Below are 24,226 nucleotides of genomic sequence, written 5' to 3' on the forward strand. Positions count from 1 at the left end.
CCGGGCGCACATTTTCTTTCTAACGTATTTCTGTAACAAAGGTTTACCATGCGACACGCAGCATTTGCGAAATATTTCCTCCTCATATTGCCACTCATCATTTCTAGCCTGTTTGTTGCACCAAATCTCGCAACCGCCAGCACTTATGCCGGTTCTGAAAGTTGTATAGACTGCCATGAAAGATTCTACAAACTTTGGGCGCCATCCCGCCATGGTAGAGCCATGCAGCCATACACTGCGGCTTTCGCCGATAAGCTCTCTTCACAGCTTGCCCCCTTAAGCATTGAAGGGAAGAGCTATCAGGCTTTCACTAGCAAAGAGACAGGGCATATCATAGAAAAGACCGGTGATGAGGTTAAGAAATATCCCATCGAACATGTGCTGGGTGGCAAATATGTGTATTATTTCCTCACGCCAATGGAAAAGGGCAGGCTACAGACTCTACCTCTGGCTTATGATGTGAAGAAAAATGAGTGGTTCGATATGGCTGGGAGCGGGATTAGGCATACCAGAGATTCTGGGGTTTCATGGACCGACCCTGTATACACGTTCAACACAAGTTGCCATGGTTGCCACGTCAGCCAATTACGGAACAACTTTGATCCCGAAAATGATACCTACATGACCACTTGGAAAGAGCCGGGAATCAATTGTGAGACATGCCATGGGCCTTCATCAGAGCACAATCGAGTGTGCCGCGAAGCCGCTGAAGGAACAACTCCCAAAGATTTAAAACTTCTCGGGGGCAAGGGGAAGTTCACCGTGCAGCAAAACTCCGATGCATGCGCCCCTTGTCATGCTCAGATGATTGCTCTGACCGGTGCCTTCATGCCGGGAGACAAATTTTATGATCATTTCGATCTTGTAACATTGGAAGACCCTGATTTTTACCCAGATGGACGAGATCTTGGAGAAAACTATACTCACACCACTTGGAGTTTGAGTCCCTGCGTAAAGTCCGGGGAATTGGGTTGTCTTCATTGCCACACCTCGAGCGGTAGGTTCAGACAAAAAAATGATCCAAACACAGCTTGCTATCCTTGCCACGACAACAAAGTTGACCAACCTGAAAAGCACACTATGCACACTGGGGGAAAAGGGTCCCCGACTTGTATTTCCTGCCATATGAACAAGACCACTTTTGCACGCATGAACCGATCAGATCATTCCATGCTTCCGCCGACACCCGCTGCGACCGTGGCTTTTGGTTCTCCCAATGCATGCAATGGTTGTCACATAGATAAAGATGCAGCTTGGGCAGATAAGATTGTCCGTAAGTGGCGTAAACGCGACTACCAAGCGCCGATCTTGTACCGAGCCGGATTAGTGGAAGCCGCCCGTAAAAGTGATTGGTCGAACCTCAAGGAAATTACTGACTATATTACGGCCAAAAATCACGATCCGGTCTTCGCAGCATCTCTTATACGTATTCTTCGCAGTTGTTCCTTACCTGAAAAATGGCCAGCGCTGCTCAGTGCTCTAAGCGATGCTTCACCTCTGGTTCGTTCGGCCGCGGCTGAGGCGCTCGGGCCGCCTCCGTCACATGAGGCTGTTCAAGCCCTTGTTCAAGCTACGGGCGACTCGTTCCGGGTAGTCCGCATTCGTGCCGCGGCCGCTATTTCGGGGATTCCTATGACCATAACCAAAGGACAGCATAAGGATAACCTAGAGCGAGCTACGCAAGAATTTCTCGCGTCGCTGACGGCACGACCCGACCTTTGGACTTCTCATTACAACCTAGGAAATTATCACTTGCATCGGCGTGAATTTGCGCTGGCTAGTAAATCATTCAGCAAAGCTCACGCCCTAGCTCCCACAGCTGTGCCACCGCTGGTCAATGATGCCATGGCTCATGCAAACGGGGGAGATGCTTTTGGTGCTAGAGATCTACTGCTTCAAGCAAAGGAATTGGCTCCTGAGAACCCTGCGATCCTATTCAATCTAGGACTTCTAGAAGTTGAATTGGACAACAGGAAAGATGCCGAAAAATATTTGCGAGCAAGTCTCAAAGCTAATCCGGGTCTTTCTAAGGCAGCCTATAATATGTCCCTTCTTATCGGAGAGCGAAATCCGGTGGAGGCACTGAAATTTGCGCAACAATCTTATGATGCGACACCAAGCTCAGGATATGCTTTTAACTTGGCATACAGCCAAAACCGGGTAGGTCAGACTGTAGAAGCTCGGACGACACTAGCTGCGGCCATCCGGCAGTGGCCAAAGTTTATCGACTCGTATTTATATTTACTAGATCTGTCCTCTTCTAAGGAGGACAAAGCAGTAGCAAGGTCGCTAATTCAAACCGCGCTAGATTCTCATCAGATTAAGCCTATTGATCGATCGAGATTAAAACATGCACTGGATAGTCAATAACGGTGTTCAAAGCAGGTAGTTTTGTGAAATGAATGTTCGCCTCCTGCTAGTTTCATATTTATTTGTGTACTACCTGATTAAACAGGGGAGTGCTGATAGGGACGTTTTGTGGTTAAAGGTTTTGTTGTTTTCGTGTTTACTAAATGTTTTATCCCCAAATTTAGGTAGCTGTTATTATTATATTCTCTTGCGAAGAGAGACTATATTGGTCTAATAATTATTATTGTTGGTATATATTCAGAAGGAGGACGTCTTGGGAAATTATCCATTATGGTTAATGTGGCTGGTAGGCGGAATTTTTTTAGCCATGTTGGAACTTGCTGTTCCTGGAATGGTTATAATATTTTTCAGTTTGGGATGTTTTGCTGCGGCTGTTGTAGCTGCTTTTGTCAGTGAAATAGTCTCTGTGCAGATTGCCGTGTTTTGTGTTGCCTCAGTCTTTTCTCTTGTTGTTCTCCGCAAGGTGTTTATGAACTGGTTTCAAGGGCAGACTTCTGCTAAAGTCAGTGGTGATCTTGAAGATTCTCCTGATGGAGCGCTTGCAGAAGCCAGCAAAGATTTTCCTGAAAATGGATATGGGCAGATCAGATACCGTGGTTCGTTTTGGAAGGCTGTCGCTGATTCTGGACAATCGATTTCAGCAGGGGAACCTGTTAAAATAATATCGTGGGTAGATAAACGCAAAACTGCTTTTCTGGTTACCAAATCTATTAATGCATAGTTGGGAGATTTTAATATGGAAACTTTTATGAGCCCTGCGTTGGTCGCTTTTCTAGTTATTGCTATATTTGTGGTTGTTGTAATTTTAAGGTCTGTAAAAATAGTACCTCAGAAGACTGAAGTAATTATTGAGAGACTTGGTAAATACCGTGTGACCCTCGGCGCGGGATTTCACTTTCTATTTCCTTTTCTCGACAGAGTTGCATACGAATTTTCTCTTAAAGAAGAGGCGTTAGATACTATGCCGCAGAGCTGTATCACCAGTGATAATGTTGGTGTTATTATTGACGGCTTGATTTTTATTCAGGTGCAGAGTGCAAAAGCCGCAGCTTACGGGATTGATGATTATCATTTTGCTGCCGCTCAGCTTGCGCAGACAGCTTTACGTTCTTGTGTAGGTAAACTTGCGCTTGATAAGACTTTTGAGGAGCGTGATACGATTAATGCTAAGGTTGTTGAGGCCATCGATGAAGCTGCTACTTCATGGGGCATTAAGGTGCTACGTTACGAGATTAAAGATATTTCACCGCCGGAAAGTGTAAAGGCTGCAATGGAAACCCAGATGATTGCTGAACGCCAGAAACGCGCTGATATTGCACGCAGTGAAGGTGAAAAGCAGGCGATCATTAATAAGGCGGAAGCTACGAAGCGTGATGAAGTTCTGAAGAGTGAAGGAGAACAGGCAAGACTTACGAATGAAGCCCGTGGTAAGGCTGAAGCAATTACAATGGTTGCGGATGCAACAGCAAAGGCTTTTCTAGTTGTTGGTGAAACTTTGAATTCATCAGGTGGAGCCAGCGCCGCATCATTGCGTGTAGCAGAGCGTTATGTAGAGGCTTTTGAGAAGCTAGCGAAGGAATCCACAACCCTTATTCTTCCTGCTGAAGCAGGCGATGTGGCATCTATGGTAGGAACAGCCATGAGCGTTTTTGGCAAGATCAAAGGCGATAAAAGCTTAGCCTCACCAACGGGTGAAGTAAAAAGAACTCACACTGAAAAATTTGGGTTTAGCGAGTAGCTGTATCTAAAAGTTTATAATATTAAAAAGCCCCTAACTTAATAGTTGGGGGCTTTTCTTATTTTGTGTTTATTGGTATAATTGAGCAGAATTGTATTATATATCAGTGGAATGTGAATAAATGACAAGCGTTGAAACTATTTCAAATTAATTCGATGTGAATGGTAGGTGAAAGTGATTCAGCAAGCATTGGGCGAATCTAGGCTGGCGAATGCAAAGTGGACCTCTCAAGATGATTTAGAGGCGAGGTATGCCGAGAGGTTGACTGGATATGAGTAAAACTCTAGCCTCTAGTTTGTCTCCGACGAGGCTCTACAGTAGTGACGCTAGGCTCATAGGCTTTCAGTCCCGCATCGCCTGTAAGTAGCTCCACTTTAGTGCCCATGTCCGCATAGTACTCTGCAACATCTTTAATTGTATAGTCTCCTATACTAAGAGTGGAACAGTGGTTTGGCCAGTCTTCGACTAGTGCAAGAAGTTGCTCTTTGCTCCATAGAGAAGATTGATCTGTGAAAGCTGCCCATGGCGTTGTTTCATTTGCCGCTTGTTCAATGATGGAAGACAACGCTTTAGCAATCTCGTAGCAACCACCTGCGGCTTGCGTGATGTGGTTGCCACATTCTATTAAGGTTGCCATGGGGAGTACGAATGTAGTTTTGTTGTTTTTTTCTTCTAAAATTTTTGCTTCAACACGCTCAGCATTCCACTTATCATTCTCCGGTCCACATGTGTCCATATGTGGAACTTTTAAGAAAACGCATAAGATAGATGTATCAATGATAAGGACTTTGCGGGGCATCTTACTTGTCCTCGTCTTGTAGGGCTTCTTGAATTTTACCTTGTGTAACAAGTTCTCCAAGCGGACCACCTGCTAGTAGTTTTGGAAGTCGCTCTACATCTTCTAGCAATGTTATCACACTATTGCCTTGTTGATTTCTATGGACGACTGAAACAAACGGAATTCCTTTTGGTCCCAGTGTATTTAGTAATGCAGGGTTGTGCGTAACAGCAAGTACGTCAACTCCGCGCTTTGCCCCAAGTTCTCTAAGGCTTCGAAGAAGTAATTCTGCTCGAGATGGGTGTAGTCCGTTATCAAGCTCTTCAATAGCTATTAATCCGCCGGGTTCCATTGTTAGCACCGCAATCAAGATCGCTATAAAACGTAGAGTTCCGTCAGACATGCTGTTTGCGTCTACGATAGTATCTTCGTTCGTATTTCCCCATGATTCTTTACAGTATAGCTCCGCCTTAGCTTCGGTCCGACCTATTGTTTCGGACCAAACCTCGGTTATGTCCCCTTCAGGTAATTCCGTTACAAATTTAAGAAGTTTCGATTCAATCTTTTTTTTGTCTTCATGATTAGCTAGAAATCCTGCAATGTTGAATCCATTGTATGATAAATTATCTGATAGTGTTGTTGGGTTTCTCATTCGCTCCGGCATTGGCTTGAATGGAAATAGATTGCACAGTTCATCGGTTATTTGAGTAATGTTTTTAGCATGTTTTGGGAAATCAGAGACAGATTCTAAAACATATATAGGCTTACCAAGTGTAATATCTTGACCAAAAAGAAGTGATTTACCTAGTGCTACGTAAGTGTTTAAATCTTTCTTTTTTTCAATATTCATGATGTATTTTTTACCATTCACATCGTACAATGATTCGGCAGTAATTTTCACTTTGCTTTCTTCTGTTGCAACAGAAATAGAGTATTCGTAGTCATGCTTTTTGATTGAAATTTGTAATTTTATGCTGAATTGTTTAGCTCCGTGACGAATTGCTCCAGCTCGCCCTCCCCGTAAAGGAGGAAGCTCTTCTGATCCCACTAATGCTGCATCAACGCTGACACCTGACGCAATTCGCCGTATAAATTCAAGGGCATCTAAAATATTCGATTTGCCGCTTGCATTTGTTCCAATTAGAACCGTAAGTGGATCTAGGTAGAGTGTTGCGTCTGCAAAACTTTTCCAGTCAATAAGGCGTATTGAGGTTATCATTGCTTGCTCGTCTAGTTGGATATTTTTCTGAGTCACTAAATTGTGTTTTTATTATTTCAATCTGCTTATTTACAATGAAAGCCAGTCGATTACAATGTAATCATTAATAGTCGCCCCAAAAAAGAAAACCGCCTGCTACGCATATGCATAACAGGCGGCTAAAGTTCAACTTAACGTCAACTTCTATTCAATTCTAATTCAAATTATAACTAATCAACTTTGTTGTACGCTTTAGGTGCCGCGCTACAGATAGGACATTTTTCGGTTGCAGGTCCGTCCTGTGTGTGGCCACATACTGAACTTATACAATTAGAGAAAAGTATGTTGAACACAATCATTATATCTCAATTATCTAGTTTATAGCAATGTCCTATATATGTTGATTTCATTGAAGTTATTAACTATATATATTGTATTGTCCGATAACTATATTGAAAGAATGTAGGTGTTCAGTGGCTTTTTATCAAAAAATGGGCGTTGTTTTTAAAGGTTCTAGTGTCACTGCATTTCGTGATCTGCCTGACGATCTTCCTTTCTTGTTTAGTCCTAGATTTGAGCCTTATACGGAATTTAATCGATATATGGCTTATAAGGCGACTGGCTCGTGGCCTTCGCAAAATTCTTGGATTGCGGCAGCTCAGGCATATAGACATTTTTTGTCATGGATGGAAGGTGCAGGGCTTGAGTGGGATGAAGTTAGGTTTAGACATTTAGTTAATTTTAGAGATTCTCTTGTCCAGTCTGGGCTCAAATCTAGCTCTGTGAATAATCGGCTTGTGTTTGTCCATCAGTTTTACAAATGGGTGGCAAATATTGGTGTCGTCGGAGCATTCTCTTTTAATTTTAACGATCTCAAAGTGACCGACAGGGTTCAACAAGGGATGGTGAAATTCTTAGAAAAGGAAGAGGCTGTAAAATTTATAAGATCGTTTGAATATGTCTTTAAGGATAGTTTTGTTTGTAGACAGAATTCATTGATGGCTACTATCATGCTTAGTGTTGGCTTGCGGCGGGCTGAAGTAGTCACTCTTTCTATTGACAAAATTCCTGTATTTGATCCATCAAGAAAATTTCAATACAGTGAAATTCTTGGAAAAGGAAATAAGTTCCGTGCTGTTATGTGGCCCTCACAGGTTTTGAGTTCTATAGAGAAGTTTATTACATACTATCGCAGGCCCTTGGTTGAGCAGTTTGAAAGTGGTGTGGACGGATATGCGGATAAGAATGATTTGTTTTTGAGCACTAAAACAGGGCAAATCTATCACCCCAATTCTGTGGATTCTTTTTTTCGAAAAGTCTCGAAAGCTAGCGGGATCAAGTGCACCCCTCATATGTTGCGACATACTTATGCAACGTACTGGCTCAAGGTTAATGGGGTGACAGATTCCAATGTTATTCGCCTTAGAAATCTTTTGGGTCATTCTCATGCAGATACAACGTTTGATTACGTTCATACAATGGAGAGATTGGTTTTTCACGATGAGAGCAGTGATTGGGCTAATGATGTGGCCGAAAAAGTGGGGTTGTAGTGGTTTTTGAAAATAAAATATTGCCATTCACTAAGATTAACGAGTTAGGTGTGGTTCGCCTCAAATGCGAGAAAGACGGGTGTTCTTATGAGTATAACTTGGGGTTCATAGGCAATCCGCTTTGGAGAGAGGAATTTGCTCGCTCATTTATCTCTCTTTGTGCTCGCCGTAAGGTTCACATCTCACGAAGGAGTATTCTTTCTCATCTGAAAGTTTTTATGAGGTACTTGGAAGAGTGTCAGTATGATACATCTATTCCGTTACATGAAATATCACAACAAACAATTGAAACCTATGCCGTTTATCTTCATAGAAATTATCATAATTTGCACACCTGTACTGCGCTTCTTGCGAGTTTACTTCAGTTGTTGAAGCGACTGAATGCATTGCATGACGATAATTATTTTTCGTTTCCGATCCCCAATAATTATTTCACAGGGACTAGAGCATGTGTAGAACATGCAAAAGCATATAGTGAGACTCAACTTTCAAAAGTTTTTGAAGCGCTTAAAAACAGACTCTCTTCTAATTCTATATTGAGTTTTAAAGAAAAGTGGTTTGATTCTAATAGTTATGTTGTTGGAACATTTCGAAATAAAGATTTCCTTGATTGTTACTATGTTAATTATTTGGGTAAAAAAAAGGATCTAGATTTTATAGGTATATCTCGGAATTCTGCGAACAAAAAGTTTTATAAACAAATTCGAAAACGCTTTGGTACGGTTGACAACTATCGTAAGCTTCATCCAAAAGAATTTTTAGAAGAGAAATTTTTGGGAAAAAAAATGGTCTTTGTAAAAATTTCCTCAAAGGATATTTTCGAGATCCTTTTGTTGGCTGCTTTGACAACAGGGTTTAACCAGCAAGTTCTTTTTGACATGCGTAGAAGCAACTGGTTGACTAAACACCCTTTTCTTAAAGATGTTTGCTTGATTCAGGCCCCAAAGTTTCGTTCAAAAAAAATCTATTCATCAGCCTTTGCAGAAGACAACGTAGACTTGATTGATGTTTTAAAAAAATATCTTCGTGTTTCAGAGTTGCTAGTTGTTAGGGATAAGCAGTTAGATTTCTTTTGGGTTTATAATGGACATATCTCAAATGCGAGTTTTTTTGGTCGTACAATGTGCCAACGATCAAATGCAACTTTTGTGGCAGATAGCGGATTGAGCGATACGCTAAAAGCAAATGCTTTGTCGTTTAGAAGGTTACGCGCTACCTCAGCTGAGCAAATGCTTGTTCGGTTTAAGGGAGATTTTCTTAAGCTCCAACAATTCTTAAACCATTCATGTAGCAGAACAACATATACATATGTTGAAAATTCACTTGATAACATTCATCTTCAAGAATTGCTTTCGGCCAATGTCGAAAAAATGGTGTGTAGTTTTGTCAGTGATGATTCCAATACTGTAGAAGAAGAAATAGAAACGCATCTGCAGGTCGATAAAAATACAACTAAAGATCTTCTTTCCGGAGCATTAGATACTCCATTTGCAAAATGCAAAAATCCGTATGCAGGAGTTTGTCATGGGCAGGAAAAAGGAGAGCTTTGCAGTAACTATGATTTGTTGCGATGTTTGATTTGTAGCAATATCGTAGTTTTTCCTACTGATCTCTATAAGTTATTTTCTTACTCTTATTTTAAAAGAACTCAACTTGAGTCCGGTGAAATTACACCTGAGATTTTTGGTTTCTATGAACCACTACTCTCCTTTATCGAAGAAGAATTAGTTGTGCGTTTTAATGCTTCAGATGTTGAAAAGATGAAGAAAAAGGCAAAGGAAGATCCTTATTATGTACATTCATAATCACATAGTTAAACAGATAGATACCGAAGAAGATTTAGCTTGCCTATTTCTAGACTTAGGCGGTCAAAAGGTAACTGATCACTCTTTCTTTAATGATGACCGTTGGATTTTTGATGATAAAGTGCAAGACAGGAATACATTAAATTTTCATAAAATAAAAAATATACATATGAGAAGAGCTGTGAAAGAAGCTGTGTTTTGTGAAATGCTGTTTCCTGCTTCTTCAAAAAATAAAAAACCATCCACATTAAGTATATTGTGCGTGAATATCCGGGTTTTTGTGGCTTATTTGTGCTCAGAATCTATTTATAGATTTGAAGATGTTACAAAGTATGATTTCGATAAATATGTTAAAAATCGTGTTCGATATTGTAATGAAAACGGGCTGTATCGTGATGGATTGTCCAGCAGGCTGTTTGGCATTGAGCTTCTGTATTTTCATGGGGCAAGAATAACTGATTCCTTACAGTTTGACCCTTTTAGTGGATGTGGGGTTTGGGAATATTGTGCGCAACTTCTTCCTAAACGAAAAAACAAAAAGGCAACGGCTGAACTTCCTGCTCAAGTGGCAAAGGGGATTTTTGATCAGTGTATTTATTATTTAGATCAATCTTTCCAAATCTTAACGCACTCTGAGAACTATTTGTCATTCTTCCTAGATGAGCTCCATAAGTACCAAAAGGGCGAAATTAAAGCTTTAAGGAGAGAGAGTGCTGTCCGTCACTATAAACGATGGATTGAAGTTGAAAAAATCTCAGTTCCTAAATATAAACCACAGCGCCAACTAGGGCTATTGCATCTGTCTTGTTTGATTCTTATCCAGCTTTTTACAGGTATGCGTCGATCAGAATTACTTGCTCTTCCTAGAGGAGGTTTGGCGAAGGTTGAAAACAATACAAAATTACCACTTTATTCGATTGAAGGATTTCTTTTTAAGACCAACTACACTCCCAAACCAGTTAAGTGGTATTGTCCTGAAATTGTCGCAAAAGCCTATAGAGTTGTTGAGAAAATTGCCGAATTGTTATGCCCAGAATCAGAGCGACTTGTCGTGATCTCAAAAGATTTGCGGATTTTTTCAAAAATGATGGGGAACGATAGAATATGTGCGTCTTCTTATAATAACGGGCTTAAATATTTTGTAAAAAAACACAGGATCATTGATGAAAGTGGAGAGTTGTGGCCGATAAAATCTCATCAATTTAGGAAGACGTATGCTCGTATTATGACTGATTATGGATGTGATATCGGCCTCTTGCGACTCCAGCTAAAACACAAAACCATCGATATGACCGCTGAATATGGCGACCCTGATCTAATGCGATTGGTAAATGAAGTGAAGTCTGGTCTTCAAACTACAAATATTGAACTTCTTCTTAATAACCCCCAAGCTGTTGCAGGGCATGGACGGATAAAAATTGATGAGTGGGCAAAGACGTTCAATGGGCTGAGTTCCGAAAGGAAGAAAAAAGATTTCATTAGAGGATTAGCTGCCACTCTTACTATTCAAAGTAATGGAATAGGTGTCTGTGTAACTGATCCCTCGCGCGAAACAAAATGCAACGGTGCAGCTTTTGGATCATGTGATCCTACTTGCCAACATCTTGTTGTTCCTATGCACACTCATAAGCGGATTTATGATGACGCTATCAGCCAGATAAAATATCTACTTAATCATAGAGTTCAGAACGAGCTTCAGAGAGTTCAGCTGCAAGCGGATTTAAAACACTATGAAGATGTTGCTAAGGAGTGGGGTAAATGAATTACGACCATCTGAAAGCAAATGCCGACAAGAGCAAGCAACGGGTTTATAACAAATTGAGTGAAGCCCACGTTAAGTTTATTAATGCCCCCGAAACAAAGGGTAATAAACTCTCGTATAATAAGCTGAGTAAGCTTGCTGGTGTTGATCGTTCATGGGCGAAAAAAGAATACTATGCCCTAATTAAGTGTGAAGTTGACGCATATAATGAATATGTCACTAGGCCGAAGGTAGTTAAAACAGCCAAGGATGTGCAGACCAACAAGTTTGAACGACTTAATAATGAAATTGAGGTCTTGAAGGCAGACAACATTAAGTTACTTCAGCTAAACGCTCTATACAAAATTGAAGCCGATTATTTTCAACAAGAAACCGAAAGTAAGACTGCAAAGATCAAGAAGCTACAAGAACGGATTGCCAACCTTACAAAACAACTCAATGCTAGAACGCGAAATCCGATAGAATTGGATGATTTTCGAAAGTGAGCTGGTCATGTGTGATTCATAGACATCGTTTCAATTTGTCCGTATTTATTTGCTTATGGAAAAAGAAGTCCGACAACGTTTGCAGTGGGTAGAACTTTATGAAAAATCAGGCGATGCCGGATTTGTGTGTAGCGATTATTACAACAACTCATTTGAAAAATGATAGCTATGTTTTTTCAGTCATCCTTAACCAGTAGGAGTATAAAGTGAGCAAAACAATTCATGAATTCGAAACGCTGATTCCAATGGAGCTTGATGTTAGACAAATCTTTAATGATTCGTATTGCGCCGTAAATAACTTTATTACTCTCCCACACTTATTGTGATGAATCGTTTTTTATTAATCCTAATTTAGGAGTATTTTCGATAAATGACTGTATTATTTTTCTTTTTGCAGGTGGCATGTCAGATCAAGTCGAAACTAATACACATAAAGTTTTAATAAGTATCTAGCAAACTCATGACCGCATCCTGTGTTCTCAACATGATTCATAATTTCGCAAAGAATAAAAACACACTCTGATGTAAACCCATTTTATGGGATCGATGCAATGTGAGTTCCAACACTTTTGTTTGTAATATAAGTTGTACAGAATTACGAATGAGTACCTTCTATGCTATTTTACATTTATACCAGATTTGCATAGTGGGTGGCAGGTACGCTACTTTTTTAGTGAGGAACTTTTTTTAAACCATCCACACGGGTACTTTCAATATGAAAATTCTTGTCAATGCATTACCGCTTATCAATTTACGCACAGGAATAGGCCGATATGTTGAGAATTTGTACAAAATTCTTTCCCGTACTCCTGGGGTGCATGTGGCCTATTATGATGGCAAGAGATTACTGGACCGTCTCCCCGAGGCTTCACTCAATGTTGAGCGATGGTCACTTTTAACAAAACTTTTTTGGATGCTTCCTTCGCCTGTTGCTCTGATAGTGCGGATTGCTATTCAGTGGTGGAGGGAACGTAAGTTTCAGAAGCTTTGTTCAGGTTTTGATATATACCATGAGACTTCTTTTTTCCCTTTTAAGGCTCCAAAAGAAGTTAAGACGGTTCTAACAGTTCATGACCTTAGTCTAATCCGTCATCCTCAATGGCATCCAGCGGAGCGTGTTCAGTTTTTTCTTAAGTATTTTGTTAAGAGACTTCCATGGGTAGATGGATTTTTGTCAGTATCCGATTTTACCAAGAGCGAGATGAATCTTCTACTCAACATTTCAGAAAAAGAGACTCAAACTACTCCTCTAGGAATTGATTGTGAACTTTTTTTTGAACCAGAAGCTCGTGTTGTGATGGATGTTCGTGAAAAATATAGTCTTCCTGAGAAATATTTTCTTTGCGTCGGGAGTGGTGATCCTCGTAAAAATGTTGATGTTGTTCTTGCCGCATTGCGTTCTCAGAAAGTGAACGGTTCTTTGGTGCATGTAGGATGGAACGGTTGGGAAAAAGACAGAACGTTGGAAGCTGGAGAGATTCGATTAGGATATGTTTCTGACGAGGATTTGCCTGCGCTATATGCAGGGGCAATAGCTTTTGTTTATCCTAGTTTTTACGAGGGATTCGGCTTGCCTCTTTTGGAAGCAATGGCTTGTGGGTGTCCCGTTGTTACTACGAGGCTTGCGAGCCTACCCGAAGTGGCTGGGGACGCTGCTTTGTATCTTGAGGATCCCTCTGATGCAGAGAACCTTGCTCTCATACTAAACAGGTTAGACAAAGACCCTTTGCTGCGTGAAAATCTTAAAATTAAGGGTCTTGAGCGTGTAAAAGATTTCTCATGGGAGCGCACTGCTGCAGCAACTCTTGCTATGTTTGAGCAGCAACTGTCAAAGAAATAGTGTTGTGTTCAGAGCCCACATTGGTTTTAAGGAGTCGCATGCCAACAAGCTTGTGAATGGTTGTCGCCGTTTTGATGCTTAAGAATAAAATCACCAGTCTCAACTACGGAAGAAAAACCAACAGCTTTAAGCATCTCTGGTATGAGACATTTAGCTGGTACCCACCAGTCAAACGGCCGAGGGGTCTGAATTAATTGTAAACATGGCTTTGTTTCGCCTGGTAAATATGATGAAATTATTACCGCTTTTTTTTTAGTCAAAGACCTTAGATTTGTAAGAGCTCTAACTGGATCCATTATATGCGTCATAAGTGATCCAAAAATGACTATGTCAAACTGACCTATTTGTTCCGGTAGGGTGTCAGAAATATTAAGTGGCATAAGCTCCACAGAACTATTTAGTAGAGCCCTTGCCGAATTATAATCACTGCGATTTGCTTCCGGAATACTTGTTCCACTATAGGTTTTATTTCTACGTGAATCCCAGTGAGAAAGCCCGGCAAGTTCCGTTGCTACCACTCGAGAAGCCCCTCTTTTTTCACATTCAAAAGCAAAAAAGCCTGATCCTGTTCCTATATCTAAGACTGTTTGCCCGCTTAGGTCGTCTGGTATTCCGAAGTTTTTCCATAATGGATATAGATCGTATTGGCCCTGCCAAATAAGTTCTCCGTGTTGACCTCTTAATGTATGATAGTGCCAAGGCGTATCAGAGGGTTCAAGAGTCTCGGACCAGCCGTTTCCAGTGCTATGAATAATATCTCTGGGCAATGTCGTGTTTTCCACTTTATTGCGGGGCAGTTTTTTAGATACCAATGATTTTATAAATTTTGTAATCATATTTTTTAATTTTCCACTTATTGGTATAAAATATTTAGTCTGCGCTAGTGGGATCTTTTAGCAGAGTTTATTTCGAGGTTCGTAGAAGAGTTAATAGTTATTTTACCTTGCAAGTTGCATAGACCTGCATACGGATATGGTCCATCTGCGAGGTAAAGATGCACTGCATCAACAAATCTATCAACATATTCCACAGTGCCATTTTCTGTCCATTCAGCTATAACTATGGTTAGCATATAGCTACCTCTATTTAAGTGTAGAACTTGCTCGAATGTTAGGGATAAAGTTTTTCCAGGAGTGCATTCTTCCATAGGGATATTTGCAAAAGTCGTGTTGTTTCCAAAGACTTGAAACCCATTTAAAGTATTAATCCTGATTCCAATAACGGGGGTTTCAATTGCTTCGCTTATATTGCAGGAGATGCTTACGTTTAGCGGCTTTGAAGAATTAACTGTTACTTCGGAACAATTTTGCATTCCGTTCACACTATAGTTTGCGATGTGGGCTTTACCGTTGCCATAGCGCTGAGGTAAAGGCTCATCGATAGGACTCTCAAGTGGGTCGATAGAAGTCGTTGATGGCGATTTATGTGGTGTTTGTTCTAGTTTGGCTGGTTCTTCTCTACGGGTACTAATTGTGCCGGCATGTTTTTGATAAGCTTCAATCACTTCTCTGGGTGCTCCTTCGCAAAGCACTCGTCCTTGATCAAGAAAGATAGCCCGATCGCAAAGTGATTGGATAGAATCAAGTTGATGGCTAACGACCAGAATCGTAACCCCGCGTGCACGTAATTCTTCAAATTTTCGGAAACATTTTGACTGAAAAAAAACGTCACCCACAGATAATGCTTCATCAATAATAAGAATTTCTGGGTCCACTTGCACTGCTACGGAAAAGGCTAAGCGGACCATCATGCCAGAGGAATAGTTTTTCACTGGCTGGTTGATGAAGTCTCCTATATCTGCAAATTTGAGAATTTGCTCGTAACGCTCATCTATTTCTTGTCGGGATAGACCAAGTATTGCTCCCTGAAGATATACGTTGTCGTGGCCGGATTCCATTGGATTGAAACCTGACCCTAGTTCTAGAAGGGCAGATATTCGCCCATGGATATGTACTTGTCCTTGTGTCGGTTGCAAAAGTCCGCAGACAATTTGCAGCAGAGTTGATTTGCCACTACCGTTAACGCCTATAACTCCCAAAGTTTCGCCTTTTCTAACATCAAGTGAGATATTATGGAGTGCCCAAAACTCACGGTGATGATGGTTGGAGAATAAAGGCAAAGCATCTTTAAGTCGGTCTAGTTGCTTGTCATAAAGACGATACATTTTGGAAATTTCACGTAGTGAAATGGTAAATTCATTTTTTTGCATTGCTTAATTCCTACCCAGACTACAGAACATCACAAAACTCTGGTGATAGTGACCTGAAAAGAGAGTCGGCAAACATAAAAAATATTCCAATACCCAATGTAATAACAATAACAGTGAATAGGTCAGGTGTAACTCCCAAAAGGATTACTTGCCTGTAAAATGCGATAAGATGATGCATTGGGTTGATCAAAACTAAAAATTGAAGACTTTCTGGGACCAGTTCTGCAGGGTAGACAATGGGCGTTGCAAAAAAAAGCAGTTGCAACACGACGCTTAGTGCATGGTCAGTATCACGGATGAACACATTGAGAGCCGCTAAAATGTAAGCCCATGAGAGTGTAAAGAGAGTCAACAGTATGGTTACAAATGGTAAAAGTAAAAGGGTCCAGTGCGGGGGAATGCGGAAAAAAAGCATTAAGACTAATAAAATAATTATAGAAATACCATGACCTGCTAGGCCTGACAAAACACATGAGAACGGAAGAGCCCGTTTATCAAAGAGGGTCTTTTTAACCATATTTGTGTTCCGTGTGATTACATTTACAGAAGAACTTAATGACTCCGCAAACATAGTCCATGGAAGCAATCCCGTTATAAGCCACACAGGGAAGGGAATGTGCTGGTACTCCCCTTGAGTTGTAGCTCTCATTATAACAGAGAATACAAATGTATAAACAAGAGCTTGCAAAAGAGGCTGGAGGATCGCCCAGATTAGCCCGCCGTAAGTCCCCGCAAATTTTCCGGCTAGCTCTCGCTTAACGAGGGATCTGATAAGATTGTGATGTTCTTTAATAAAAAGAAAAGGTGACATTCTTATTTTTTGAGAAGTCTCCATGCTGTCCTAAATTCTTCCTCTATGCATACAGGGTTGTGACTCTGCACAGCTTCTCGCAAAACTATGTTTAAGGAATTGTTCTCTGGTCTTAACCATTTGATCGGAATTCCAAACTCTTAGAAAATCTGAAAACTGCAGGCTGCCCGTTGCCCATTGTGAAATGTCATGGAAGTAGCAGGCCCGCATTAGTCCATCAGGTTGAATGACAGCTTCTTGCCACGGCTTGAAGCAGGAGGATACTTTGGGAGAAATCTTCTTATGACAAGGTGAGTTCCAGTGTGACTGCCCTTCTCCTTCCTGAAAAGCTATTTGGCAAGTCAAATCACATACTATTTCTTGATATTTAGCCGCATTCTTTCCCAAAAAAGGCATGCCCACCAATGAGATATTAATGTTTTTATCTTTGGCTTTATAATATGCCTCAAGCAACATATCATCATGAAATTCTTTATCCTTGAAATCTGACTGAGAAATATAGTCCCAATCCCACCCTTCGGAAGTTTTTACAATATGGTTCGGACCTGAATTGAGATGATTATATTCAATTCCTAAAGCTCCAATGGACTCCGCAAGATCTACCAGCTGTGGTACTTCGTGAATATTAGCTTCGCACAGAGTCATATTTAAGGTTACATTGGAGTGTGTGCGTCCAAGTTTTTTTGCTTGAGCTATGTAATATGTAACATTACTGACAACCGTATCAAATTTTGATCCAGGCCGCATTATTCTATATGTTTTATCCGTGGCCGCATCTAACGAGACAACTATACCTGCCATAATATCTTTTTTTAGCATGTTGTCGGCGCGATTTTTTGTCATCAGCATTGCGTTTGTTGCAAAGCTTACACGAGTTGGCGGAGAAATCATTGAAATAACTTCATCAAAATGTCTGGATAACATAGATTCCCCGCCGCAATGAAGTAATACATATGATGCAGTCGAGAGCAATGGTTTTGCTTTTTCCAGCATATCATCATTGATTTGAGTGTCAGCTGCTTCAGGGCGTACATTTCGATCACAAATCACACAGGGTATTTTGTTGTTGCAATATGTAGTCAAAGCCATTGTTACAACAGATGGTAAGCTCGTAAGGACGGTCTTTCCTGCCTCATATTCTTCTTGATTTAGTTTGGCATTGGCCGCTGGGTCTCCAATGTGGGGTATTGAAGAAAGACTGAATCTATTTTGAGGTAGCTGTGTCTGCTCTGTTTTTTGTCGAAGTATGGCAAATTCACTAAAAATCATGGAAAGATCGCGCGGATCTCCTGCGAATGCCCCTGTCTGTAAGTTAGTTGTTTTGTACTCTATACAAAGTGAATTTTCCTTTTTACCTAGAAATAAAATCTCTTCCTGATAAGGTTCTCCGGGATTCAGATCTTCGAAAGAAGCAATTTGCTTACCGTTAATATTTACAGACATACCTTGATTGGACAGCAAGCTGGTAAATCCTAATTTCAAGACTAAAGGGGTCTCTTCGGGCAAAGAGAAATTCAAAGTTGTTTCTGGATCGCAAAACCAACGGTAAGCGCTGGTTTCAGTGTATTGAAGAAGACTCGGTCCTTTGACTGTAAGACCATAAGGATACATTGGAAAAATTAGATCTATAATACGAGAAGTTTGAGCCATTTGATCTTTTGAAAAATTATCTTCGCGCATTGGAATCTCTCTTCATGTGTGTAATTAGTTGTATCTAAAAAACGGTCTTGTCATATTGTTAGCTTTATATATTAGAAGGATGATTATTTGCATACGCCCTCTATTTCGTCAATATTTGCCTAGGTCCTGCCGAGCTTGCTTTCATATTTGACTAACATTTTTTGGGTTTGCTCGAGTACTTTTTGAGTGAGGTTGCGATCGGCTTTTTCATCATTTAATAATTCTTCCAAACTTGTTATTTCTTTTTGAGATTGCATTTTTTCAAACTCTAAATCCTCAGTGAGCTTTTGCAGGCTAATTGTCCTTTCTTTCAATTGATTAAGTTCGTGACTCTTTTCGGTTAAGATACTTTTTATTTTCTCGAGTTCACTTTCCCGTGTAGTCACGGACTGTTTCAATTCTTCTATTTTCACTAACGCAGATCTGTTCTTAAGCTCTACCGTCTCAAGATTCATGCGTAATTGTATTTTTTCTAGATCTAAATCCACAGTGAGTTTTTGCAGGCTAATTGCCCTTTCTTTCAATTGATTAAGTTCGTGATTCTTTTCGGTTAAGATACTTTTTATATTTTTAAGTTCTGCAGAGTTATTTTTTTGCACTTTAGAGGCAAAACGTTGCTTTAGAGTTTTGTGTTTTTCATTTTCCTGTATGAATTTTTCTTGCAAGTTCCGTGTGTTTTTTTGGGATTCTATGCAGTGCTGACCATGGAAGAAACTCAGATCCAAATACTTCTTTCGGAATGTTCCTGAAAGTCGCGTAGCAGCGTATGCCATCACTTCTGAGGATTCATTATGTACTGATTCCCAAGTAATGCTATACTTTTCTCGAATGTTTTTCAGAGGTATCTTTCCAAAATTATCCAACAATCCAAGGTCATCTAATAGTGAGTTACATTGCTTTTCAGCGTTTTTAAACCACCTAGATGAGGCTAACTCTTTCCAGCGTCCTTGCTCAGGAGGAACGATTAAGCCCGCAATTTGATCAATGTCAGAGTTTGATATTTCTGCAAATTCAGCTAATTTTTGTATAGTACCATTTGAATTTTTCAAAAGATCTTTGTCAAAATCCAGCGATAGATCTGCTTGCCTATTCCCCATGAGGTCACTCAGCTTCCAGATGAGGTAGTGCCTATGATAGCTAGTTTTTACTATTGGACTAAAGAGCAGTGGTAACTTGTGATAAAGAGAAATTGACCAGATAAGAAGGTCATAGTTTGTATTTGTGAATGGGTCCTTCCAAGCTGCTTTGGGTAGATCGCGGACCATTGAGTACCAGTTGTCACGGGGGTTGCGTGCAAGGTGAATTATTTTCGCATTAGGGAACTGGTGTCGCAGCCATTCAAGTCTGAAATCTATTCGATTGAACTGCAATACTGGAACGCGGTTTTTAGCAGATTTGATAAGTCCATCAATGTATCCACTTAACTGAGGATAATTATCCTCAGGCTCTAAGAAAAGCCTCGATAGTCCAAATTCTGAACTGTGCTGAGATTCTACTCTTTTTAAAATTGGCAGATATTCATCCCAGTAACTGGTGACATTGAGGTGACTGGGTGAAGCCCCTTTTCCATGGTTGATGTGAGTAGGCAACAGGTCATTGCATGGCTCATAAAAGGCAACACAACCAGGCATATTTCTAAACATGTTCCATAGTAGAGTTGAGCCGCTCCGAAATCTTCCTGTAATGAAAATAGGTTTATTAGACATTATCGTATTATTGTTTTTCATGCCCAACTGAAGTTGGGACAATCATGATTTTCTTTTTTGCTTTGTGCGTAGCCGTTATGACTTTAGGTAATTGATCGAGATGCATAATCTCAGGGGAAAGAATAGAAAAGAGGTCTTTATTGTTGCAAAGCAGCTCTACGGCCTCGTCTAGATATAGACACGGGACGGGGAATCCGCTCAAGAGCTGGAGTCGTTTAAAGATGAGTTTGGAGAAGTCGATTTTCAATGTATTGTCTTTGGATTTACCCGATAGACCAATATTGACAATCGTGGAGTCAAACGGGAGAAAGTCCATATAGTTTTGTAAATAGCGAGCTGGGGCCGTGTGTAAGACCGTTACACGTCCGGGAGATTCTGCGAGCTTTGCTGGAAATGCTTTGGGTGGGGAAATGGTAACACCGCCGAGCGTTTTCCATTTAAAGTGTTCTCCTCCTACAGCCTGTAAGCAGGCTTCGAGTCCTGGGTGCAGGGATCTGCTTAACGAAATGGTAGGTTTTGATCCCATAACATTGGCAACAAGGTGGGCCAAACAAGAAAGGAACCCTCCTCCCACCACTGCAAGAGTATCACCTTGTTTGAGGTTCGCTGTATGGAAGGCATCCAGCAATACGGTGAGAGGCTCTACTAAAATCAATAAAGATGGAGATATGGGATGTGGTACTTTGCTAAGCAGTCGTACATCCTTAACCAGAAGATTTTTAGCGAATCCGCCTTGTTCGGCTACAACAATGTTGCAGCATCCTCTCTTATTCCCGCTTAGGCAGATAGGACATTCACCACATGGAGCTGAAAGGGCTAAAGCGACTTGATCTCCTTGAGTAAAATCTTTAACTTCTTCGCCTACATTTAAAACTGTAGCCGCAATTTCATGACCGAATCGCTTCCATTTTTTTGCCCATGACGTTGCTTCAATATAGTCGCTTCCGCAGACTCCGCAGCCATCTATTTGCAATAAAACTTCTCTGCTTTCTGGAACAGGAGTTTCTATGTCGCGGATCTGTACCTTTTTGTGTGTCTTGATATATGCGGCTTTCATTTATATTATCCTGTTTCCATTAAACCGCTTTATTCCGCGCTTGTAAATATTAACAAGTCTGGCTGTATAGAGTTCCTGATTGTAATGAGTCATGACTCTTTCGTACGCGGCTTCACCTATTTTGTGTAAGTTCTTGGGGTCTTCAAAAGCCAGATCAATTTTTGCAGCCAAATCTTTTGGGTCGCCGGGGTTAAACGTCCAACCGGTTTCGCCGTCCTTGAGCCAGTCAATTATTCCGCCTATTCGTGAACCGATCACAGGTTTCATGTTGGCGTAGGTTTCCAAGCCGACTAAACAAAAATTTTCAAGCCATACGGAGGGTACAACTACAACTGAAGCCCGTGCATAATATTCACGGGTCTGCTCATATGGAAGTCCCGGAATGATCTCAATTTTGTCCGAAAAAGGCTTTGCCTGATCAATTATTTCATCAAGCAATGGGCCGGCGGTAATTATGACGATCTTGCATTTGCAAGTGATGTGCTTACACGCTTCGATAAGTATATGGATTCCTTTTTCATAGGAAGCCCGGCCTACAAATAAGACCATTCGTTCCGACGCATCGGAATGTTGGCGTATATACTTTCGCACTTGGCTTGCCGGTTGAATGGGGGTGAAGTTCGGAAGCCATGCTATCTGTTTTTTTTGAAATCCGTTTTGCATCATACAATCAATCTGTGCACGGCTTTCGCCAATCAGTACCGGCATGGATTTGTGCAGTTCGTGATGCTTCAGCACCCACTGTGCGTTTCTATCAAAATCTGTCTTTGGTACGAGCCCAGAAGAAATACACCCTTGCTTAACACATTCTGGCCCGAGGGCATAAGGGCAAATACTTTTATCAGGGAGAAGTCGCCAGTTTGTGAAACAGTAAAGACGAGGGTCATGTATAGAACGTACACATGGTATTTTCCCAAGCAAAAATTCCGTAATTATCGGATTTTGAAAGTTGTGAATATGGCAGACATCAGGCTTATGCTCGTCAATAATTTTTTTAAGCTTTGGAATTGCCTGCCTGGTAAGTACACCTACCCCTGGAGAGAAATAAACAAAAAATTCTAATCCCGTGACAGCGTATTCAACTCTTTGCCCTGCAGGATGTTGGTTTGGATTGTCGTTATAAACAACGATGTTGGTGTGCCCATTTTGTTCCAACGCGTTCAGCGTGTCGAAGAGAAGCTTCTCAGCTCCGCCAATCGGGCTATACCAATCACAAATATGAAGAATAATCATCGTACGGGTACTCTTTTTTAGATTCAATTTTGGTCATCAGTCGCATTTTTGTGCGTATGAACTGTCTCGATTCCCATACAAGGGTCATATAGGAAATGCTGCGGTTTATGCGGCCTTTGTTAGTCTCGCTCAGTGATCTGAATTTTTTAAGAAGATAATTCAGCGATATTCCTTTGAACCAACTTGGTAGGTCTTTAATTTTTTCTAACCGGGGAAGCTGGTTAGGCAGCAGAGGGAGTCTGACTTGATTTTGCAAGGCCCTCCAAAACTTTTGAATTCCGTATGTCTCAACTAAATAGCGCAGGTTAGACAAAACTCCGATGCTTGATAGGACGGACTTGGGAATAAGAGGGATATCACGAACAGCCCTTCGCACTTGTATCATTTGATGCAGGGGACGGGTTGGGTCGATAAGCACAAGTCCGCAATTTCCAAAAATAAGAATTCGTGGAATATCCAAGTTGCGGCAGACAACAACAGAGTTGCCATCTACCATTTCTGCTTTGAAATTGGGCTCGAAAACAATATTTGTTTCTGGTGGTACCTGTGAGAAGGCCAATGTGGATCGCACTTCCGTCTCTTCAGCTCCGATAACTATATGTTGAACATTTGAACCGGCCGCAATAATCATTCCGGCCAGAGACGCCATACTGTTTGGAGTGAGTAGATAAATTATTTTTGACCCCTTTCGTTGACGCACAACATTAGAGGCTTCAAATATGTCAAAATATTTAGCAATATAAAAAGCTCGAACCATCTCTTTCTTGGGGAAAGATGGCAATTCAAAAGAAATAGGTACGATGTCATCGCTAAAGTGTTGTGTTTCGGTAATTTCGCAAAACATAGTCCCTTCGTTTTGTACTATGTCCCACATTTCCGTATGAGGATAAGGGATTAACATGCCGAAGACGTAATGGTGAAGTTTTAGGGCGCGCTGGAAACGCACTGTTTCTATGAAACGCTCGAGTGTGTCGCCTGGAAGCCCGATGATAAAATAGCCAACAGCATCAATTCCGACAGATTTTACCAAACGGACTGCTTCAACTACTGCAGAAAGCGGTTCGCCTTTTTTTATAGAATCGAATGTCTTTGGATTCCCGCTTTCGATACCGAAGGCTACACTTGTACATCCGGCCTGCTTCATCAGTTTAGCTAGCTCCAAATCTATTCTATCGGCTCTTATTCCGTTATGACAATACCAAGAAAGGTTGAGCTTCTTTTCAATTAACAGCCTGCAAATCGCTTTGGCTCTTTTGAGATCAAGAGTTAGGTTGTCATCCCATACTTCAAAATGTGTGGTGCCTTTTGTTTTGGCGATAGTTTCAAGCTCATGAACAACACTTTCAGGGCTTCTAAATCTCCATTTATTGGAGCCGGTCAGTTTGTTTACGCAACAATAAATGCATTCGAAAGGACATCCGCGACTGGTGACGACTGGATACCGAAACCCTTCCCAAGAAAAACCTTCGATTACATCTAAATTAGGGAACGGCAGAGCATCTAAATCTTTCGGAGGAGACCATTTGTTAATGACTACTTCTGTACCTCTTCGCCATACTAGGCTGTCTATGCTGGTCGGATCCTCTCCGTTGCCTAAAGCTTCAGCCAGTTCGACCATAGCAAGCTCACCTTCCCCCATTATCCCGTATGTAAGGCTGTGAGCATCCCTCATATAGTCTTCCGGGCAAAGAGTCATGTGCGGCCCTCCGCATACAATCTGAGCATTCGGGCAAGCGGCCGTAAGGAGATCTGCAAGCCTTGAACCTTCAAGCGCTGTTGCAGTTTTAATGGAGATCCCTATCATCAGAGGGTCAAGCTGTTGCGCACGTGTAATGAGTTCTTTGTCTGTGTAGGGATAGCGATTAGGATCAAGGATATGGGTATCGAATCCAGAATCTATCAAGGAAGAGGCTAGGTATGCCAACCCTAAATTGATGCTTTCTTTTTGCCATCCGGAAGGATTAAACAGAAGGACTACTCCTTTATTTATCATTGCGTTTCCTT

Annotated in this window: 18 protein-coding genes; 8 read left to right on the forward strand and 10 right to left on the reverse strand. The window is 41.0% G+C overall.

Annotation, left to right across the window (positions count from 1 at the left end):
• Nucleotides 1–48: 48 nt before the first annotated feature.
• The 3 genes from BR06_RS0108455 to BR06_RS0108465 all read left to right on the forward strand — a co-directional run bounded on the left by BR06_RS0108455 (nt 49) and on the right by BR06_RS0108465 (nt 4,108).
• Entirely contained in the window at nt 49–2,370 is a 2,322-nt protein-coding gene (locus tag BR06_RS0108455) for a HEAT repeat domain-containing protein (RefSeq protein WP_031482034.1), read from the forward strand.
• 253 nt (nt 2,371–2,623) lie between these two features.
• Nucleotides 2,624–3,091 carry an NfeD family protein gene (locus BR06_RS19680; protein WP_156952687.1) on the forward strand — a complete coding sequence of 156 codons (468 nt, stop codon included), beginning with the start codon at nt 2,624–2,626 and terminating at the stop codon, nt 3,089–3,091.
• Between the two features lie 15 nt (nt 3,092–3,106).
• Complete coding sequence (locus BR06_RS0108465; protein WP_235727693.1) at nt 3,107–4,108, forward strand: SPFH domain-containing protein; 1,002 nt, start codon at nt 3,107–3,109, stop codon at nt 4,106–4,108.
• A gap of 283 nt (nt 4,109–4,391) precedes the next feature.
• On the opposite strand, the gene BR06_RS0108470 is transcribed toward BR06_RS0108465, so the two are convergent.
• Nucleotides 4,392–4,907, reverse strand: a complete 516-nt coding sequence (locus BR06_RS0108470) for a hypothetical protein (RefSeq protein WP_031482037.1) — start codon at nt 4,905–4,907, stop codon at nt 4,392–4,394.
• 1 nt (nt 4,908) lies between these two features.
• The gene (locus BR06_RS0108475) at nt 4,909–6,105 is read right to left on the reverse strand and encodes an AAA family ATPase (RefSeq protein WP_031482038.1); all 1,197 of its coding nucleotides are present in this window, start codon (nt 6,103–6,105) and stop codon (nt 4,909–4,911) included.
• Between the two features lie 452 nt (nt 6,106–6,557).
• Here BR06_RS0108475 and BR06_RS0108480 point away from each other — a divergent pair, with 452 nt between their 5' ends.
• From BR06_RS0108480 to BR06_RS0108500, 5 genes are all read left to right on the forward strand, one after another.
• Nucleotides 6,558–7,634, forward strand: a complete 1,077-nt coding sequence (locus BR06_RS0108480; RefSeq protein WP_031482039.1) for a tyrosine-type recombinase/integrase — start codon at nt 6,558–6,560, stop codon at nt 7,632–7,634.
• Nucleotides 7,634–9,439: a site-specific integrase gene (locus tag BR06_RS0108485; RefSeq protein WP_031482040.1), complete on the forward strand. Its 1,806-nt coding sequence runs from the start codon at nt 7,634–7,636 to the stop codon at nt 9,437–9,439. Before BR06_RS0108480 ends, BR06_RS0108485 begins: the two co-directional genes overlap by 1 nt.
• Nucleotides 9,426–11,201, forward strand: a complete 1,776-nt coding sequence (locus tag BR06_RS0108490) for a site-specific integrase (protein ID WP_031482041.1) — start codon at nt 9,426–9,428, stop codon at nt 11,199–11,201. The genes BR06_RS0108485 and BR06_RS0108490 overlap by 14 nt, the downstream gene beginning before the upstream one ends.
• Complete coding sequence (locus tag BR06_RS0108495; RefSeq protein ID WP_031482042.1) at nt 11,198–11,686, forward strand: hypothetical protein; 489 nt, start codon at nt 11,198–11,200, stop codon at nt 11,684–11,686. Before BR06_RS0108490 ends, BR06_RS0108495 begins: the two co-directional genes overlap by 4 nt.
• Before the next feature lie 715 nt (nt 11,687–12,401).
• Nucleotides 12,402–13,526 (forward strand): glycosyltransferase family 4 protein, encoded by a 1,125-nt coding sequence (locus tag BR06_RS0108500; protein WP_031482043.1) that lies wholly within the window; start codon nt 12,402–12,404, stop codon nt 13,524–13,526.
• 26 nt (nt 13,527–13,552) lie between these two features.
• On the opposite strand, the gene BR06_RS0108505 is transcribed toward BR06_RS0108500, so the two are convergent.
• From BR06_RS0108505 to BR06_RS0108540, 8 genes are all read right to left on the reverse strand, one after another.
• The gene (locus BR06_RS0108505; RefSeq protein ID WP_031482044.1) at nt 13,553–14,362 is read right to left on the reverse strand and encodes a class I SAM-dependent methyltransferase; all 810 of its coding nucleotides are present in this window, start codon (nt 14,360–14,362) and stop codon (nt 13,553–13,555) included.
• Nucleotides 14,363–14,406: 44 nt separating this feature from the next.
• Nucleotides 14,407–15,735 (reverse strand): ABC transporter ATP-binding protein, encoded by a 1,329-nt coding sequence (locus BR06_RS0108510; protein ID WP_051676971.1) that lies wholly within the window; start codon nt 15,733–15,735, stop codon nt 14,407–14,409.
• 19 nt (nt 15,736–15,754) lie between these two features.
• Nucleotides 15,755–16,570: an ABC transporter permease gene (locus tag BR06_RS0108515; protein ID WP_084154073.1), complete on the reverse strand. Its 816-nt coding sequence runs from the start codon at nt 16,568–16,570 to the stop codon at nt 15,755–15,757.
• Nucleotides 16,571–16,576: 6 nt separating this feature from the next.
• Nucleotides 16,577–18,226: a radical SAM/SPASM domain-containing protein gene (locus tag BR06_RS0108520; protein WP_031482047.1), complete on the reverse strand. Its 1,650-nt coding sequence runs from the start codon at nt 18,224–18,226 to the stop codon at nt 16,577–16,579.
• A gap of 119 nt (nt 18,227–18,345) precedes the next feature.
• A complete protein-coding gene (locus BR06_RS19685; protein ID WP_051676972.1) occupies nt 18,346–19,953 on the reverse strand; it encodes a sulfotransferase in 1,608 nt (535 codons plus the stop codon).
• Nucleotides 19,940–20,989, reverse strand: coding sequence for an alcohol dehydrogenase catalytic domain-containing protein (locus BR06_RS0108530; RefSeq protein WP_031482049.1), 1,050 nt, complete (start codon nt 20,987–20,989; stop codon nt 19,940–19,942). The genes BR06_RS19685 and BR06_RS0108530 overlap by 14 nt, the downstream gene beginning before the upstream one ends.
• Nucleotides 20,990–22,222 (reverse strand): glycosyltransferase family 4 protein, encoded by a 1,233-nt coding sequence (locus BR06_RS0108535; protein ID WP_031482050.1) that lies wholly within the window; start codon nt 22,220–22,222, stop codon nt 20,990–20,992.
• Entirely contained in the window at nt 22,200–24,215 is a 2,016-nt protein-coding gene (locus BR06_RS0108540; protein ID WP_031482051.1) for a B12-binding domain-containing radical SAM protein, read from the reverse strand. Before BR06_RS0108540 ends, BR06_RS0108535 begins: the two co-directional genes overlap by 23 nt.
• Nucleotides 24,216–24,226: the final 11 nt, after the last annotated feature.

The sequence above is a fragment of the Maridesulfovibrio frigidus DSM 17176 genome, from assembly GCF_000711735.1.
GTDB lineage: Bacteria > Desulfobacterota > Desulfovibrionia > Desulfovibrionales > Desulfovibrionaceae > Maridesulfovibrio > Maridesulfovibrio frigidus.

Coding starts and splice junctions, on each gene's coding strand:
- BR06_RS0108455 (WP_031482034.1), top strand. CDS start 49: ATGCGACACGCAGCATTTGCGAAATATTTCCTCCTCATATTGCCACTC.
- BR06_RS0108465 (WP_235727693.1), top strand. CDS start 3,107: ATGGAAACTTTTATGAGCCCTGCGTTGGTCGCTTTTCTAGTTATTGCT.
- BR06_RS0108470 (WP_031482037.1), bottom strand. CDS start 4,907: ATGCCCCGCAAAGTCCTTATCATTGATACATCTATCTTATGCGTTTTC.
- BR06_RS0108475 (WP_031482038.1), bottom strand. CDS start 6,105: ATGATAACCTCAATACGCCTTATTGACTGGAAAAGTTTTGCAGACGCA.
- BR06_RS0108490 (WP_031482041.1), top strand. CDS start 9,426: ATGTACATTCATAATCACATAGTTAAACAGATAGATACCGAAGAAGAT.
- BR06_RS0108495 (WP_031482042.1), top strand. CDS start 11,198: ATGAATTACGACCATCTGAAAGCAAATGCCGACAAGAGCAAGCAACGG.
- BR06_RS0108500 (WP_031482043.1), top strand. CDS start 12,402: ATGAAAATTCTTGTCAATGCATTACCGCTTATCAATTTACGCACAGGA.
- BR06_RS0108505 (WP_031482044.1), bottom strand. CDS start 14,362: ATGATTACAAAATTTATAAAATCATTGGTATCTAAAAAACTGCCCCGC.
- BR06_RS0108510 (WP_051676971.1), bottom strand. CDS start 15,735: ATGCAAAAAAATGAATTTACCATTTCACTACGTGAAATTTCCAAAATG.
- BR06_RS0108515 (WP_084154073.1), bottom strand. CDS start 16,570: ATGGAGACTTCTCAAAAAATAAGAATGTCACCTTTTCTTTTTATTAAA.
- BR06_RS0108520 (WP_031482047.1), bottom strand. CDS start 18,226: ATGCGCGAAGATAATTTTTCAAAAGATCAAATGGCTCAAACTTCTCGT.
- BR06_RS19685 (WP_051676972.1), bottom strand. CDS start 19,953: ATGAAAAACAATAATACGATAATGTCTAATAAACCTATTTTCATTACA.
- BR06_RS0108530 (WP_031482049.1), bottom strand. CDS start 20,989: ATGAAAGCCGCATATATCAAGACACACAAAAAGGTACAGATCCGCGAC.
- BR06_RS0108535 (WP_031482050.1), bottom strand. CDS start 22,222: ATGATTATTCTTCATATTTGTGATTGGTATAGCCCGATTGGCGGAGCT.
- BR06_RS0108540 (WP_031482051.1), bottom strand. CDS start 24,215: ATGATAAATAAAGGAGTAGTCCTTCTGTTTAATCCTTCCGGATGGCAA.